Source organism: Alteromonas sp. P256, from assembly GCF_036864455.1.
Lineage (GTDB): Bacteria > Pseudomonadota > Gammaproteobacteria > Enterobacterales > Alteromonadaceae > Alteromonas.
This window is the reverse complement of the sequence record NZ_JAZETM010000005.1, coordinates 216,066-232,025: the sequence shown is the minus strand read 5'-3', so window position 1 is coordinate 232,025 and position 15,960 is coordinate 216,066. Positions and strand designations below refer to the sequence as shown.

Below are 15,960 nucleotides of genomic sequence, written 5' to 3'. Positions count from 1 at the left end.
CTTAGCGGGATTTTTTTGTGCTTAATAAGTTGGCTATTTTTCTGCTTACCCTCACCACACTAAGCGGTTGTGGCTATAAAGGGGCGTTGTATATACCCGACGCACCGCCGCAAAACTCGCCTCCATCGTCAGACGTTTCATCTGACGCTTCTTATAGTAAGAAAAAGCAAGCGTCCAACAGCCAAAACACAGTATCTCATTTTGTGTCTGGCTCAACGCCTAAAATTCCCCTCATGAATACGCCCATGACTGCACCTATTACCAAATTTGGAGACTCTAACTAGTGGATTACTTTGCCTACAAGCAAGGTCAGCTTTTCGCTGAAGACGTTGCTGTTGCCGATATTGCCGCTCAACACGGAACCCCCGTTTATATCTACTCACGGGCTACGCTAGAGCGCCATTGGCATGCATTCAATGACGCCATAGGCGAGCATCCTCACCTTATCTGCTATGCGGTAAAGGCAAATTCAAACATTGGCGTACTTAGCGTATTGGCCAAGCTAGGGTCAGGTTTTGACATTGTGTCTGCAGGTGAGCTAGCCAGAGTGATTGAAGCCGGCGGCAATGCCAGTAAAGTGGTATTTTCAGGCGTAGGTAAAAAACACGATGAAATTCGCTACGCGCTTCAACAAGGCATCATGTGTTTTAACGTAGAATCAGAGCCTGAGCTACACCGTATCAATGAAGTAGCCGGCGAGCTAGGTGTAAAAGCGCCTATTTCTTTGCGCATAAACCCTGATGTAGATGCCAAAACTCATCCGTATATTTCTACAGGGCTAAAGGCCAATAAATTTGGTATTGCCCGCGAAAACGCCCTCGCTACCTATGAGTTAGCAGCATCACTGCCACACTTAAATGTCGTAGGAATGGACTGCCATATTGGCTCGCAGCTAACAGAAATTGGCCCGTTTGTAGATGCATTAGAGCGCTTGCTGGTCTTAATTGATGAACTAGCCGAACGCAATATCATTATTGAGCATTTAGATGTAGGCGGCGGTTTAGGCGTTACTTACAACGATGAGCTACCTCCGCACCCTAAAGAATATGCTGAAGCGATGGCTGAAAAAATGGTAGGTCGAGAGTCGTTAAAACTTATTCTTGAGCCTGGCCGTGCTATTGCGGCAAACGCAGGTATTTTGGTGACAGAAGTTGAGTTTATTAAACAAGGCGAAGAGAAAAACTTTGCCATTGTTGATGCTGCAATGAACGACTTGCTTCGCCCAGCACTTTATTCAGCATGGCAAAATATTATTCCGGTTGACGAAAATAGCGACGCTGTACCAAGTACCTATGATGTGGTAGGTCCGGTATGTGAAACCGGCGATTTTATTGGAAAAGACAGAATTTTATCCATAAAACCCACCGATTTATTAGCGGTTCGCAGTGCTGGAGCTTACGGCTTTGTAATGGCCTCAAACTACAACAGTCGCTGTCGCCCAGCCGAAATTATGGCTGATGGCGATACCGCCATTGTGGTGCGTGAGCGAGAAATTCAAAAAGATCTCTGGAAAGGTGAGCACAAACTTCCGTAAACTAGAGACAATTATAAGATAAAGATGCACCGTTAATGCAGGTTCAATTTTCTAAAATGCACGGTTTGGGTAACGACTTCATGGTGATTGATAACGTTACCCAGAATGTGTTTTTCTCAAAAGATAAAATAAAACAGCTGGCCGACCGGAACTTCGGTATTGGCTTCGATCAACTATTGATGGTTGAGCCTCCTTATGATCCAGAGCAAGACTTCCACTATCGCATCTTTAATGCAGACGGTTCGGAAGTTGAGCAGTGTGGTAACGGCGCGCGGTGTTTTGCGCGTTTTGTAAAACAACATGGCCTTATTAACCGCAACAAAATTGTGGTAAGCACCAAAGCCGGAAAAATGGTGCTGTATCTCGAAAAAGATGGTCAGGTTACCGTTAATATGGGTAAGCCCATGTTTGAGCCAGCATCTGTTCCTTTAAAAGCGAATAAGCAAGAAAATACCTACATTTTACGAGTAGGTGAGAAAACCTTATTTATTGGCGCCGCTTCAATGGGCAATCCCCATTGTGTAATGGAAGTCGATGATGTTGATACCGCCGCCGTGCATGACATTGGCCCACTGGTAGAGCGACACGAGCGTTTTCCTGAAGGTGTGAATGTTGGTTTTATGCAGGTTATCAACGAGTCGCATATTAAGCTTCGTGTATTTGAACGTGGCTCAGGTGAAACCTTGGCCTGCGGTAGCGGCGCATGCGCGGCAGTTGCAATTGGTCAAATACAAGGTAAATTAGGAACCGATGTGCGGGTAGATTTGCCCGGAGGCAGTTTACGTATTCGCTGGCCAGGCCCAGATAGCGTGATGAAAATGACTGGACCTGCTGAACACGTATATGACGGACAGATAACGATATGAGCGAATTACTAGGGCAATCTAACGCAACTCAAATTATTGAGCCCTTTACAGACACCTCTGCACTAACCCCAGCGCAGGTGCGTGACTATTTGTTAGAAAACCCTGAGCTCTTTGTGCAATACCCCGAGCTTCTCGAGAAAATAAACCTTCCCCATGAACAAAAAGGAAGTGTTTCTCTGGTAGAAATTCAAAGTGAACAGCTTAGAAAAAAAGTACGTCAGCTTAACTTCAAGCTTAACCAGTTGGTTTCTATTGCTAAGCAAAATGAAAAAATATACCGCGTTTACACCGATTTAAATGTTCAGCTGCTTCGCTGTGAAAGTGTTGCAGAAGTGCAGTTTACGCTTGAAGACGTGTTGCAAGAACGCCTTCAGTTATCTTCTGCGGTTATCAAAAGCTTCAAAGGCCCCCACGCCATTCCAGAGCTGCAGCAGCGTTTGTTCACAGAAAAGCGCTTTAAAGAATCGAATTTCTTCTTCGGGCGACTTTCTCAACACGAAAGACAGCTGTTGTTTGGTGAAAGCAGCGCCGAATCAGTTGCACTAATGTTGCTTGGCGACAACCGCGAACTAGGCATATTGGGAATAAGCAGTAACGATGCCAGCCATTTCACGCCTGAGATGGATACCTTGTTACTTCAACAGCTTCAGCAAGTACTCAACATTATATTGCCAGAGATGATGGGGTATTAGCCCCCGTGCCGGACGATTACTACGCTAGCTCAGGTGACATCCAGCCTGGTTCTAACGAGGCCATTTTAAGCGATGCCTGTCAGCACTGGCTTGATAAGTTTTTGCTACACCTTCAAGTAGAGCGCGGCTTGTCTGTCCACACCGTAAAAAATTATCAACGACAACTCACTGAAGTGGCAAAGCTGCTTGGCTTATTTGAATGGTCAGGACTAACCCCAAGCGATATCAAGCGCGTTATGGCCGACTCAAAAATGTCGGGGCACAGCGCTCGCAGCATCGCGCTTAGACTTTCTGCGCTTCGCACCTTCTGCCGCTATTTAATTGAGCAGAAACAGCTTTTCAGCAACCCCTTAGAGGGTATCCATGCGCCTAAGCAAGGAAAACCCTTACCTAAACAGTTAAGCGTTGATGAAATGCAGCAACTGCTTACTGCTCGGCCTTCAAGTGATGACGACGAGGGAATGCAGCTTCGCGATAACGCCATGTTCGAATTGATGTACGGCTGCGGATTGCGATTAAACGAGCTTACCGGACTTAATCTCGCCGACTGCTTGAAAGACGGCACGGTGAGAGTAACCGGCAAAGGTAGCAAACAACGCATTTTGCCCTTAGGTCGCCACGCTCAAAAAGCCCTGAACGCCTGGTTAAAAGTTAGGCCGGCTCTTGCCTCGCCTTATGAGAGCGCGGTGTTTGTTAGCAAGCGAAAAACGCGGATATCTAACCGCCAAGTTGCCAATCGTCTTGATAGAATGGCCCAAGAGCAATCTATATCCCAAAAAGTAAGCCCCCATAAATTGCGCCATTCCTTTGCAACCCACGTACTAGAGTCGAGTGGTGATTTACGAGCGGTTCAAGAGTTACTTGGGCACGCCAACTTGTCGACAACACAGGTATATACCCACCTCGACTTTCAACATCTCGCTAATGTTTATGATGCAGCCCATCCGCGGGCACATAAAAAGTAAACACGACATTTAAACGCGACACATTAAGGCCCGCTAGTTTATGCAGTTTTACAGACCCCTTGACGAAGTAAAGGCTATGACCTTTGACCTCGATGACACTCTATACAATAACGAACCCGTTATTAGGCAAGCCGAAGCTGCCCTAGCCGCCCATTTAAAAGCCCATCACAGTAACGCCGCCGCGCTTAGCCCTCGCGACTGGTACTTACTTAAGCAAGCTGCCGTTAATCTAGACGGTCGCTTAGCCTCTGACATGGGGCAACTGCGCAAGGTGATATTAACCGCCGCCCTGTCTGGTAAAAATGCACACACTCTTTCTATAGAAATACCGGATGACGCAGAGTTAAACAGCGCTGTGGAAGCATGCTTTAATTGCTTTTACGATGCGAGAAGTGATTTAACCTTAGATGATGAGGTGCACAACGTACTCAAACTACTGAGTGATAATATGCCCCTTGTTGGTATAACTAACGGTAATGTCAACGCCGATAAAATAGGCATAACGCCCTATTTTGAGACCATTTTGCGTGCCAGTACCACTAGGCCAATGAAACCGGCACCGGATATGTTCAACGAAGCAACCGCAATATTGGGTATTCCCGCCGGCAACATATTGCATGTGGGCGATAACATTATTAAAGATGTACTTGGGGCGATAAATGCTCAATTTCAGGCGGCTTGGTTTGCCTGCAACAGGCCAATGGCGCTGCGAAACGAACCTGTCTCGGTGCTGCCACATGTATCGCTATCCACATTGTCAGAACTCGCTCACTTTTGTCGTTAATAGACATAGCAGCCTAATTTTTTTCTAAAACCATGCGCTATAAGCAAGGTGTTATATGCAGGGAGTTTTAAGTAGGGCATTTTAATTAGAGAGCTTTAATTAGGGAGCTTTAATTAGGGAGCTTTAATTAGGGAGCTTTAATTAGGGAGCTTTAATTAGGCAGTTGTAAGCAGGGAGTTTTAAGCAGGGCGCTTTAAATAGGATGCTTTAAAAAAGAGCACAGTCCCGTAAGCTTAGCGAATTGCTTAAGCTTGGGACTGAAATTAAAGGCTGAGGGCTTAGTTTAAAAACTAAAAACTCAACTTGAGTGCTTAAACATATTGTTTAGACATTATCCTCAAGCACGTTTTGCTGCATAGACTCGCAAGGGTGTTGACACACTGGGCGGCCCACCACTTTTGCCGGCACGCCAACGACGGTGACATGGGGAGGTACGTCGTTTAGCACCACGCTTCCTGCGCCAACTTTCGACCCTTCGCCCACTTCAATATTGCCAAGAATTTTAGCCCCTGCTCCCACTAAAACGCCTTGGCGAATTTTAGGGTGACGATCGCCAGACTCGTTGCCGGTTCCGCCTAACGTAACGCTTTGTAGCAAGGACACGTTGTCCTCAACTACAGCGGTCTCACCAATAACGATACCTGTAGCATGGTCAAACATCACGCCTTTACCAATTTTCGCAGCCGGATGGATATCAACACTAAAGCTAGCTGAATTGCGGCTTTGAAGAAAAAGAGCAAGCTGATGACGACCGTGCATCCATAAATAATGCGCCATACGATGAACTTGAACAGCGTGAAAACCTTTAAAATGAAGCAGCGGCGTTAAGAAGTCGCCCACCGCGGCATCACGCGCTTTAATAGCTAAAATGTCTGCCGTTGCCGCTTCACTTATTCCAGGCTCTAACAAGTAAGCCTCATCAAATACCTCACGAATAGCGAGAGCAGGCATCACGTCGTCTGCCATTTTATTGGAAAGAATAAAGCTCAAGCACGATTCAAAGTTATGATGCGCCAATACACTTGCATGAACATAGCTTGATAATAACGGTTCATTATCTGCAACAACTTTTGCTTCTTGTTTCAAAGTAGACCAAAAATCGATGGGCGTAGAGGTAACAGACATAGCATTTCCCGTTGGTATTTATCTTAGACGCAGTGATATCGAATAGCGAAGCGTAAACGGTAGAGTTTACCTGAGATTGACGAATTGCAATATGACAGTGATACCTGCTGGCGGTGGATTTCGATCAACTTAGCTAAACAATTTATTATTAGTTATTCCATTAGGTTTTTTCCGCCACTGCAAGACACAAGAAGCCAAAACTAGACTGTATAAATTAACAGTCAGCTGGCATAATAGCCACGCTTTTCATTTGTGAATAAAATAAGATAACAGGTGCCACACTATGGATGTATCCAGACTGCTAGATGAGCTTAACGACAAACAACGTGAGGCTGTAGCAGCACCGCTCTCAAACGCGCTGGTATTAGCAGGCGCTGGTAGTGGCAAAACCCGCGTGCTTGTTCACCGCATAGCGTGGTTGATGGAAGTCGAAAACATCGCGCCTTTCTCGATTTTAGCCGTTACGTTCACAAATAAAGCCGCTAAAGAGATGCGCGGTCGTATAGAGTCGCTCATGGGCAAAAGCCTGCACAACATGTGGATTGGCACGTTCCACGGGTTAGCCCATCGCTTGTTGCGCGCTCACCACGCTGAAGCACGACTGCCAGAGAATTTTCAAATCATTGACTCTGACGATCAGTATCGCCTTATTCGTCGAATTTTAAAGGCCATGAATTTAGATGAAAAGCACTATCCACCTCGTCAAATTCAATGGTATATCAACGGTAACAAAGACGAAGGACTTCGCCCTCAGCACATTGAAACCTTTGACGACCCTATTCAAAAAACCATGCGCGAAGTGTATACCGCTTATCAAGATGCCTGCGATCGCTCAGGCCTTGTAGATTTTGCTGAGTTACTGCTGCGCGCTCATGAACTGTGGGCCAAAAACCCTGACGTATTAGCCCACTACCAGCGTCGTTTTCGCGCGGTGTTAGTTGACGAATTTCAAGATACCAACAACATTCAATATGCTTGGTTACGCATGCTGAGCAGCGGCGATAATAACAATATTATGATTGTGGGCGACGACGACCAATCTATATATGGTTGGCGTGGCGCGAATGTAGACAACATTCAGCACTTTCTAAAAGACTTTGAATCACCAGCAACCATTCGCCTAGAGCAAAACTATCGCTCTACGGGCAACATACTGAAAGCAGCCAATACCGTTATCGATAACAACACAGGTCGTTTAGGTAAAGAGCTTTGGACTGAAGATAGTCAAGGTGAGCCCATTTCGGTGTATGCGGGCTTTAACGAGCTGGATGAAGCTCGTTTTATTGTGTCGAAAATAAAAGACTGGCTTAACCAAGGCAATGCACTTAGCGATACCGCCATTTTATATCGAAACAACGCACAATCTCGTGTGCTGGAAGAAGCATTGCTTCACGAAGGGCTGGCATACCGTATATATGGCGGCCTGCGCTTCTTCGAACGCCAAGAAATAAGAGATGCGCTGGGATATATGCGCATGCTTAGTCACCCTCACGACGATGCTGCCTTTGAGCGTGTGGTAAATACACCAAGTCGTGGCATTGGTGAGAAGACCTTGTCACAGGTTCGCGACACTGCCAGAACCCACAACTGTTCTATGTGGCAAGCAAGCCAACTGCTGATTAACGAAGCTTCATTAAAGGGACGTGCTCTAAATGCTATTCAAAGCTTCGTGTTACTTATTACCGAGCTCGAGCAATCTACCGTTGACGATCCTTTAGAACAACAGGCAGACAAAGCTATTCGCCAGTCTGGACTATATGCCATGTACCAGTCTGAGCGCGGTGAGAAAGCGCAAGCCCGTTTAGAAAACTTGGAAGAACTGGTTACTGCGTGCAAAACCTTTATTGTGCCCGATGAAGCAGAAGAAATGACGCCACTGGCGGCCTTTTTAGCTCACGCGTCGCTTGAGGCAGGCGAGACCCAAGCTGATAAAGATCAGGATGCAGTGCAAATGATGACTATCCACACGGCGAAAGGCTTAGAGTTTCCTTTGGTATTTTTGGCAGGTGTTGAAGAAGGCATGTTCCCAAGCCAAATGACCAATGATGAGCCTGGTCGAATGGAAGAAGAACGTCGTCTCTGTTATGTTGGAATGACGCGAGCTATGCAAAAGTTGTATATCACTTATGCAGAAAATCGTAGATTATATGGCCAAGACAAATACCACACCGCGTCGCGCTTTATTCGTGAAATGCCGGAGGACTGCATTGAAGAAGTGCGCTTAAAGTCCACTATTTCGCGCCCTGTACACAATCGATTCAATCAGATGACGTCTCATGCGTCGTTTGAGGAAACTGGTTTTAAGCTTGGCGAACGGGTAGTGCACCGTAAATTTGGTGAAGGTATTGTGCTAAATTATGAAGGTAGTGGCGAGCACGCTCGCGTGCAGGTAAACTTCGATGAGTTTGGCAGTAAATGGTTAGTTCTCGCCTACGCAAAATTGGATAAAGCGTAGCAATTATTCGGCAAGGTAGCCTATATCCAAGTTGGACTATATGCAGCAACATGTGCTGGTCATTGAAAATGGCGACAACAACCTTGAGATCATTTCCAGGCTCGTAAGGCGTGCAGGGCTCACACCTGTGGGCGCGACATCGCTTACCGAGGGCAAAGCCCGCTTTGCGCAAAACACGCCAGAAACCTTTTTATGTGCCATTGTGGCTTACACATTGCCAGACGCACCGAAGGGCGAGGCTATCGACTTTGCCATTGACGCTTATATTCCCACTATTGCCACAACAGAAAGTTTAGACACCCTTACTCGCGACAAAGTGCTCGAAAGAAATGTGGTTGACTATATCCCCAAAGAAAACGCACAAAATTACGATTACCTCATTCGCTTAATATCTCGTCTTGAAAAGAATAAATCTACCGGCGTTGTGGTTGTAAGTACCAATAGAGTGCAGCGAACCAGAACCTTGTCGTTACTTGAGCGCCATAACTTTGTGGTATACGAATGCCTTACCGCCAGTGAGGCCATGACAACCCTATCCACACACAAGCACATTCGGCTTGTTATTACTGATAATACGCTTCCTGATATGTCCGGTACCGTATTTGTTGCCAGTCTTCGTAAAGCGTTTTCAAAAGAGCAGTTGGCAGTTATGGGCATTGCCGGCGGCCAGGGTATGCTGATGTCTGCCCACTTTATTAAAAGCGGCGCCAACGACTTTTTACGTATACCCTATTGTCACGAAGAGTTTTTGTGCCGGGTTATGCAAAACGTGGAATACATTGAAAGCGTTGAAGCAATAAGGCGCGCTGCAAATACTGATTATTTAACCGGCCTGCCAAATAGAAGACATTTCTTTTATACCGTTACCATGCAGCACCAGCAGCTGTCAGACAACCATGCACTGGCGCTCATTGATTTAGATTTCTTCAAGGCAATTAACGATACTCATGGGCATGACGCTGGAGATGCGGTATTAAAAGCCGTTGCCGCACTCATTGAGTTTTATTTTCCCGACGAAATCATTTCGCGGTTTGGCGGCGAAGAGTTTTGTATTTACCTGCCTAACACACCTTTTGAGCAAGCCTGCGAACGCTTAGATGACTTTAGAAAGGTAGTGGAAAATGAATCTATCGAGCTTCCCAAAGGGACTACCCACGTCACATGCAGCATTGGCATGAGCGGCGCCGTCACACAGCGTATCGACAAGCTCATCAGCGATGCCGATAAGCAGCTTTATGCAGCTAAAAACAGTGGCCGCAACAAAGTGATGTTTGCCGAGGCGCTACACGCCACCCATCAGTAACCGCTAGTTTTTCATTACACTAACGTATTTACGCCCACGAGTTCTACCTTTCTTATACTACGCGTATACCCTACTTGTCAGGTGTTGCCTCAAGTTCAGCTGCCTGAATTTCTGCCGCTTGAAGCGCAGCAGCTCGCGCTTGCATTCGCTGTCTGCGAAAGTTAAATATAGAGTCTGCACTAAATACAGCCAGTGCCAACCAAACAAACGCAAAGGTGGTTAGCCTAGCCTCTTCCAGCGGTTCGCCGTAGAGATAAACCGCTAAAATAAACATCAGTGTTGGACCAATATATTGGAAGAACCCTAAGGTGGAATACATGATGCGCCTTGCCGCAGCGGTAAAGCACAATAGCGGCGCAGTGGTCACGATACCGGCGGCGAAGATAAGCAGGTTTAAGTCGATGCTATTGTTAAATAAATTGCTGTATTGTGACCCGTAAAGCACCCAATAACCTATGGCTAGCGGCGACAGCATGAGTGTTTCGATAAATAAACCTGGCAGAGAATCTACTGCCACCTGCTTACGCAGCAAGCCATACACACTGAAACTTGATGCCAATACCAGCGCAATCCATGGTATTTCACCATAGGAAAGCACCAAAATACCAACGCCCACTACCGCTAAAATAACCGCCGTTCTCTGCAGATTGCGAAGCCGTTCGCCCAAGAACACCCGCCCTAAAAACACGTTAATAAGCGGATTAATGTAATAGCCTAAGCTGGCGTCGAGCAGGTGGTCATTGTTTATGGCCCAAATAAACAGTAACCAATTGGCCCCTAGCAATAGGCCAGCGAAAAAGAGAATGACCATTACCCGCTTATTTTTTAATGCGGATATCACTTTAGGCCATTGCTTTAGCGCAGCGATAAACCCCACAAGAAGTACTACTGACCAAATGACGCGATGCATTAATATTTCGGCAGCGGGAAGTACCATTAACTGTTTAAAATAAACAGGTGCTACGCCCCACATACTGTAAGCGGCTATTGCACAGATAACGCCCACTTGGGCGGCGGAAGCTGGCTTAGACAATGATAACTCCAAAACGAAATAGGCTATGAGCGCGCTATTGTTTAATACAACGCTATTTTAAACAAGCGCTCTGTTGTGCTTGCGGCCCAAAGTGCCACATATTTGGGTTAAACCTTGTTAACCCCGTCGGTGAATATGGCTCAGTGCATTAGTGCGTTAGAGCATTAGAGCGTTAGTCCGTTAGTCCGTTAGTCCGTTAGTCCGTTAGTCCGTTAGTCCGTTAGTCCGTTAGTCCGTTAGTCCGTTAGTCCGTTAGTCCGTTAGAGCAAAAATAATGTACCCAGCCCTAAGAAGGCAACAAAGCCTACAATGTCGGTTACCGTGGTTAAAATAACCGACCCCGACAGCGCAGGATCTATTTTTAATTTATCCAAAATAATCGGCACAAATACACCGGCAATGGCCGCCGCCACGATATTGAATAAAATGGCTAAGCAAATAACCACGCCCAGCATCACATCGGTAAACCAAAAATAGGCAACAATACCAATAACCAGGGCCCATATAACGCCATTAACGCCGCCTACTTTTAGCTCTTTGATCATTAATGCTTTAATATTGGCGGGCGTAACTTGCCCTAATGCCAAACCTCGCACAATAAGCGTTAACGTTTGACTACCCGCAATACCACCCATGCTTGCTACAACAGGCATCAGTACTGCCAGTGCAACTACCTGCTGAAGCGTGCCTTCAAACAGGCCAATAAACCACGACGCCATAAATGCGGTCAGTAAGTTAATACCCAGCCAAAGTGCCCTATTTTTTGCACTTTTCGCCACAGGCGAGAACAAATCTTCGTCTTCATCCATACCTGCTGAGGCCATGACCTGACGTTCATAGAACTCATTCACTAATTCGCTGGCCGCAGTAATATCTAACCTGCCAAGCAAGGTATTGTTTTCATCCACTACGGGCAGTGACGCTAGGCCTGAGCGCTGTACTACTAACGATGAATTCATGGCATCGTCGTCGCCTTTAAACGTCGTAATATTCTCTTCTGCAAGAGACAATAACGCCTTGTCCTCTGAAGCAGAAAACAAGTTGTTTATTTTAACGAGTGCCGCAAACTGCCCCGTTCGGTTTACAAGGTAAATACTGTCGCAGTGCTGAGGGATGTCTTTTTTCAATAAACGTAATGCCTCTCTAACTTTAGCGTTAGAAGGCAGCACAAGCTGCTCATGGTTTACCCAGTGACCTATCTGATTATCGGGGAAAAGTGAGGCTTCTCTAAAGTACTTTCGCTCTTTGGAGTCGAGAGACTCATAGGCCAAATCAACAAGTCGCTTGGGTAAAGAGTCGAGAAGCTCAAGTAAATCATCGGCGTAAATGTCGGCAAAAATGGACGCCCATTCGTTGTGCGGCGTGTTATCGATAAGAATTTCACGGGGGTCGCTACGCATCTCAACCAATACGTTTAGCTTTTGCTCTCGCGGAATTCCCTCCCACACCACGAGTCGTGGTTCAACAGGCAACGATTCTAACAGCGTAGCAATATACACATTGTCTTGACCACTTAGCGCCGCTAATAATGACGCAGGGTCATCCGCCATACCTTCGGTAACAATCTCTTCGATTAAATCTGGTAACTGGTCAGCCACACTATACCTCCTGTTGACACACGCTTTTCAATCCTACAGCCCTTAGATTATCATGTTGCTGCATATGAGAATATGACGGACTGATTTATACACGCACTTATACGTTTTTGTTTATTCACTCTTTCTTAGGCGGTTATGCTTTGTCGCTCAATTTGATGTTAGGGCCTTGCGCTGAATTTTAGTCTAGTTTTTGCAAATGCCCCGTGAAGACAGAGCAAAAAAAGCGTAAAATCTCCAACCATGACAACTGCATTAGCCACCACAGAATTATCGCCCCACTCGGACAACACCGTATCGCCAGAAAACGTACTCAAAAACGTTTTCGGTTACGGTGAATTTCGCGATGGCCAAGGAGAGGTTATTCACCATGTGTGTAACGGTGGTGATGCACTTGTACTGCTGCCTACCGGCGGTGGAAAGTCGTTGTGTTATCAAATACCCGCATTAGTTCGTAACGGCACAGCCATTGTGGTGTCGCCACTGATATCCCTAATGCAAGATCAGGTAGAGCAGCTTAAAGCCCTTGGTGTGAAGGCTGATTATCTCAACTCCACACTCGACGCTGAAGCTCAGTCTAACATCAACGATGCGCTCATTGCAGGAAAGCTAGATTTACTCTACGTGTCTCCTGAGCGCCTAATGCAGTATGCATTTCAGCAATTACTCAACAGAGCGGAAATTGCCTTATTTGCCATTGATGAAGCCCACTGCGTATCGCATTGGGGTCATGACTTTCGTCAAGATTATCGCGCTTTAGGTAAAATAAAATCTCGTTTTTCTCATATTCCCGTTATTGGCTTAACCGCTACTGCAGACACAGCCACTCAAGCAGACATTTTAAATCAGCTCACATTACATGAGCCGCTAGTGTACAAAGGCAGTTTCGACAGACCCAATATTCGCTATCGCGTTATGTCGAAATACAAAGCCTTCGATCAAGTCGTTAGCTATGTAAAACGGCAAGAAGGCAGCGGTATTATCTATTGTAATAGCCGCGCCAAAGTTGATGATTTACACGCCAAACTATTCAGAATGGGCTTTCGCTGCGCTGCCTATCATGCCGGCATGGATAGCGACGAGCGAGAACTGGTGCAGCGTCAGTTTCTCAATGACAAGATTGATATTGTGGTAGCAACAGTGGCCTTTGGCATGGGCATCAACAAGTCTAACGTACGTTACGTGGTGCATCACGATGTACCTCGCAGTGTCGAGAGCTACTATCAAGAAACCGGGCGCGCGGGACGAGACGGGCTGGAATCAGAAGCACTTTTATTGTTCGACGAAAAAGATGCCGCCAGAGTAAGACAATGGATTGAACAAGGCGAAAGCGGTGATAGAAATCATATAGAGCTTCAAAAGTTTGCTGCAATGGAAGCCTTTTCAGAAGCGCAAACATGCCGACGACAGGTTTTGCTTAACTACTTTTCTCAGTTTAGCGATAGTGCCTGCGGGAATTGTGATATTTGTTTAGATCCCCCCAAAATGGTGGATGGCCTTGTTATAGCCCAAAAAGCCTTATCATGCATTTTGCGCTTATCTCAGCAGGCATCAAGTCAATACGTTATTGATGTTTTACGAGGCAAACAGCTTCGCAGGCTACAAGAGGCAGGGCATCATCAACTTTCCACCTATGGAATAGGAAAGGACAAATCAGACAGCTATTGGCACAACATTTTGAATCAGCTGGTTCATAAAGGGTTGATACGCGTTGATATTACTGCACATGCGTCACTGCGCCTTACAGAGGCCTCGCGCCCTGTACTAAAAGGCGAAGTACCGGTACAGCTTGCAGTACCGCGACTTGAATTTAAGCCTGACAAAAAAGCCAAACAAGCGCCTGCCAATTACGACCGCACCTTATTTACGCGACTAAAGCATTTACGCAAAGTGCTGGCCGAAGAAAACGAAGTGCCGCCGTATGTGGTATTCAGTGACGCGACCTTGGTGGATATGGCGTGTAAGCTGCCCGTCACTCGCAATACCTTGCTTGAAGTGAGCGGTGTTGGCCAAACCAAATTAGAGCGCTACGGCGACGCTTTTATCAAACTTATCGACGACTACATTTCTCGCAACGATTAAACTAAGCGTAGGCGTATTCGCCGCCTTTTTCTAGAGCACGCTGGTAGGCTGGTCGCTCATGTACACGCTTAACGTACCCGCGAATTGCTGTGAAATCATCAGCCCGACCACTCGCAACAAGAGACTCTAACGGGAATATCATTTGTATATCAGCTCCCGTTGGCTCCTCACCAGCAAACCATGTGTTACTAGCAAGGTATGATTCTACATAGCGAAGACTCTGCGCCAAGTTAGGGCCGTAATACGCATTAATGATTCCATCGACTAACTTGTCGGTGATGGGCTTTATAAAAAACGGTTTAGAGCCCTTTTGACGCGCTTTTTCTAAAACAAGATTAGCCACAAGCGGCGGCATCAAAGACCCCTCGGCAAAATGAAGCCAGAATAGATAGTCTTGCAGCGCTTTGCCCTCTTCAGGTACGGTAAAGCCAGATTCAGCATGATTGCGCACTAAATATTCAACGATAGCGCCAGATTCAGCGATGGCACCATGTGGCGTAGTAAGTACCGGTGAACGTCCTAGGGGATGGACTGCTCGCAATGAGTCGGGCGCCAAATTGGTTTGACTGTCTCGTTCATAAAACGCGATTTTGTATTCAACACCGAGCTCCTCTAGCAACCACAGAATACGCTGAGAGCGAGAGTTATTTAAATGATGTAGTGTTAACATACCCCTTCCTTAATTTGCGTTGCCATAACGCATATGAAAACTATTATTGTTGTACTGTAGTGTATACATGGATAATCGACGGCAGGTTTACTTCTAATAAGACCTTTATTCATCAGTATAAGCTCTTGCAAATACTTGAGCGTGCGAATGCTTGAGCTTGCAAGTGCAGTTCATGCACTTGCAGTGCTTAACCATGCAATGCCTAAACCTACAGATGGGATTCTTGAGGCGATATTACATAAACCGTGTTTAGAAGCGCCAGAGATTCATGCTGCATGTAATTGCGGACAAAGTCTGCTTTTCATTAACTATGTCGATATATTATCGTTATGAATAAAGCAGCTAGGAATTAAGCCTCTAGGAATTAAACAGCGGCGAATTAAACAGCTGCGAATAAGCTCACCGTAAATGAGCTTTTGCATTGCGCCAGCTGTTCATTCAACAGCACCGTATACCTACACCTTACATAAATAACAGATTAAAATAACAAGGGTTTCAAATTATGCAGCAGTTACTTGCATCAAGTGTCATCGCCGCGCTTCACAACACCGAGTCAGGCGTTCAGATAACCCTTCCCCTTCCTACAACGCCGCTAAAAACCGAGCAGTGGTTGACTCAGTTTGTGTCGCTATTTCATTTTCAAGCTTCACAAACTGATTGGGGGGCCGATAGGTTTCAGGTGGTATTAACTTCTTTAAAAGGCCACCCGCCTTTTCAGTGCTTGTTATGCATAGAATGGCTATGCGAAGCGATATGGCTTGAGCCTATTGGTAGCGAGCAACGCCCTCAAATCATTAGCGATTATCTAAAAGAACAGGGCGGCGCTTTTTCGTAAGCATCACTCTAAACTTACATT

Annotated in this window: 15 protein-coding genes; 11 read left to right on the top strand and 4 right to left on the bottom strand. The window is 46.1% G+C overall.

Features of this window, described 5'->3' with window-relative positions; translation table 11 throughout:
• Positions 1 to 17: 17 nt before the first annotated feature.
• From lptM to V7R39_RS10160, 6 genes are all read left to right on the top strand, one after another.
• The gene (gene lptM / locus V7R39_RS10185) at positions 18 to 284 is read left to right on the top strand and encodes an LPS translocon maturation chaperone LptM (RefSeq protein WP_334030498.1); all 267 of its coding nucleotides are present in this window, start codon (positions 18 to 20) and stop codon (positions 282 to 284) included.
• Positions 284 to 1,534, top strand: coding sequence for a diaminopimelate decarboxylase (gene lysA, locus V7R39_RS10180; protein WP_334030497.1), 1,251 nt, complete (start codon positions 284 to 286; stop codon positions 1,532 to 1,534). Before lptM ends, lysA begins: the two co-directional genes overlap by 1 nt.
• 35 nt (positions 1,535 to 1,569) lie before the next feature.
• Positions 1,570 to 2,400, top strand: a complete 831-nt coding sequence (gene dapF / locus V7R39_RS10175) for a diaminopimelate epimerase (protein WP_334030496.1) — start codon at positions 1,570 to 1,572, stop codon at positions 2,398 to 2,400.
• Positions 2,397 to 3,092: a DUF484 family protein gene (locus V7R39_RS10170; RefSeq protein ID WP_032094641.1), complete on the top strand. Its 696-nt coding sequence runs from the start codon at positions 2,397 to 2,399 to the stop codon at positions 3,090 to 3,092. Before dapF ends, V7R39_RS10170 begins: the two co-directional genes overlap by 4 nt.
• Positions 3,093 to 3,154: 62 nt before the next feature.
• Positions 3,155 to 4,057: a tyrosine recombinase XerC gene (xerC, locus tag V7R39_RS10165; protein WP_438823536.1), complete on the top strand. Its 903-nt coding sequence runs from the start codon at positions 3,155 to 3,157 to the stop codon at positions 4,055 to 4,057.
• A 40-nt stretch (positions 4,058 to 4,097) separates the two neighbouring features.
• Entirely contained in the window at positions 4,098 to 4,841 is a 744-nt protein-coding gene (locus V7R39_RS10160; protein WP_334030495.1) for an HAD-IA family hydrolase, read from the top strand.
• Positions 4,842 to 5,165: 324 nt separating this feature from the next.
• On the opposite strand, the gene cysE is transcribed toward V7R39_RS10160, so the two are convergent.
• Positions 5,166 to 5,966 carry a serine O-acetyltransferase gene (cysE, locus tag V7R39_RS10155; protein WP_163106593.1) on the bottom strand — a complete coding sequence of 267 codons (801 nt, stop codon included), beginning with the start codon at positions 5,964 to 5,966 and terminating at the stop codon, positions 5,166 to 5,168.
• Between the two features lie 283 nt (positions 5,967 to 6,249).
• Between cysE and uvrD the strand changes: the two genes are divergently transcribed.
• Positions 6,250 to 8,421, top strand: a complete 2,172-nt coding sequence (uvrD, locus tag V7R39_RS10150; RefSeq protein WP_334030493.1) for a DNA helicase II — start codon at positions 6,250 to 6,252, stop codon at positions 8,419 to 8,421.
• A gap of 40 nt (positions 8,422 to 8,461) precedes the next feature.
• Positions 8,462 to 9,724: a GGDEF domain-containing response regulator gene (locus tag V7R39_RS10145; protein WP_334030491.1), complete on the top strand. Its 1,263-nt coding sequence runs from the start codon at positions 8,462 to 8,464 to the stop codon at positions 9,722 to 9,724.
• Between the two features lie 70 nt (positions 9,725 to 9,794).
• Here the strand turns inward: V7R39_RS10145 and rarD are convergent, their stop codons facing one another.
• Together rarD and V7R39_RS10135 are read right to left on the bottom strand one after the other, a co-directional pair.
• On the bottom strand, positions 9,795 to 10,757 hold the full coding sequence (gene rarD, locus V7R39_RS10140) for an EamA family transporter RarD (protein WP_334030489.1): 963 nt from the start codon (positions 10,755 to 10,757) through the stop codon (positions 9,795 to 9,797).
• A 260-nt stretch (positions 10,758 to 11,017) separates the two neighbouring features.
• Positions 11,018 to 12,355: a magnesium transporter gene (locus V7R39_RS10135; RefSeq protein WP_334030487.1), complete on the bottom strand. Its 1,338-nt coding sequence runs from the start codon at positions 12,353 to 12,355 to the stop codon at positions 11,018 to 11,020.
• Between the two features lie 240 nt (positions 12,356 to 12,595).
• Here V7R39_RS10135 and recQ point away from each other — a divergent pair, with 240 nt between their 5' ends.
• Positions 12,596 to 14,434, top strand: coding sequence for a DNA helicase RecQ (gene recQ / locus V7R39_RS10130; RefSeq protein WP_334030485.1), 1,839 nt, complete (start codon positions 12,596 to 12,598; stop codon positions 14,432 to 14,434).
• Position 14,435: 1 nt separating this feature from the next.
• Here recQ and V7R39_RS10125 read toward each other — a convergent pair whose 3' ends face one another.
• The gene (locus V7R39_RS10125; protein WP_163106587.1) at positions 14,436 to 15,104 is read right to left on the bottom strand and encodes a glutathione S-transferase; all 669 of its coding nucleotides are present in this window, start codon (positions 15,102 to 15,104) and stop codon (positions 14,436 to 14,438) included.
• Positions 15,105 to 15,251: 147 nt separating this feature from the next.
• On the opposite strand from V7R39_RS10125, the gene V7R39_RS10120 reads away from it, so the two are divergent.
• Both V7R39_RS10120 and V7R39_RS10115 read left to right on the top strand, forming a co-directional pair.
• The gene (locus tag V7R39_RS10120; protein WP_334030483.1) at positions 15,252 to 15,437 is read left to right on the top strand and encodes a hypothetical protein; all 186 of its coding nucleotides are present in this window, start codon (positions 15,252 to 15,254) and stop codon (positions 15,435 to 15,437) included.
• 169 nt (positions 15,438 to 15,606) lie between these two features.
• A complete protein-coding gene (locus V7R39_RS10115; RefSeq protein WP_334030481.1) occupies positions 15,607 to 15,939 on the top strand; it encodes a hypothetical protein in 333 nt (110 codons plus the stop codon).
• Positions 15,940 to 15,960 lie beyond the last annotated feature (21 nt).

What these genes read in the sequence shown, in the direction of transcription:
- cysE (WP_163106593.1), bottom strand. Translation starts at nt 5,966, where the DNA reads ATGTCTGTTACCTCTACGCCCATCGATTTTTGGTCTACTTTGAAACAA.
- recQ (WP_334030485.1), top strand. Translation starts at nt 12,596, where the DNA reads ATGACAACTGCATTAGCCACCACAGAATTATCGCCCCACTCGGACAAC.
- V7R39_RS10120 (WP_334030483.1), top strand. Translation starts at nt 15,252, where the DNA reads ATGCTTGAGCTTGCAAGTGCAGTTCATGCACTTGCAGTGCTTAACCAT.
- V7R39_RS10145 (WP_334030491.1), top strand. Translation starts at nt 8,462, where the DNA reads ATGCAGCAACATGTGCTGGTCATTGAAAATGGCGACAACAACCTTGAG.
- V7R39_RS10160 (WP_334030495.1), top strand. Translation starts at nt 4,098, where the DNA reads ATGCAGTTTTACAGACCCCTTGACGAAGTAAAGGCTATGACCTTTGAC.
- V7R39_RS10125 (WP_163106587.1), bottom strand. Translation starts at nt 15,104, where the DNA reads ATGTTAACACTACATCATTTAAATAACTCTCGCTCTCAGCGTATTCTG.
- uvrD (WP_334030493.1), top strand. Translation starts at nt 6,250, where the DNA reads ATGGATGTATCCAGACTGCTAGATGAGCTTAACGACAAACAACGTGAG.
- dapF (WP_334030496.1), top strand. Translation starts at nt 1,570, where the DNA reads ATGCAGGTTCAATTTTCTAAAATGCACGGTTTGGGTAACGACTTCATG.
- V7R39_RS10170 (WP_032094641.1), top strand. Translation starts at nt 2,397, where the DNA reads ATGAGCGAATTACTAGGGCAATCTAACGCAACTCAAATTATTGAGCCC.
- V7R39_RS10115 (WP_334030481.1), top strand. Translation starts at nt 15,607, where the DNA reads ATGCAGCAGTTACTTGCATCAAGTGTCATCGCCGCGCTTCACAACACC.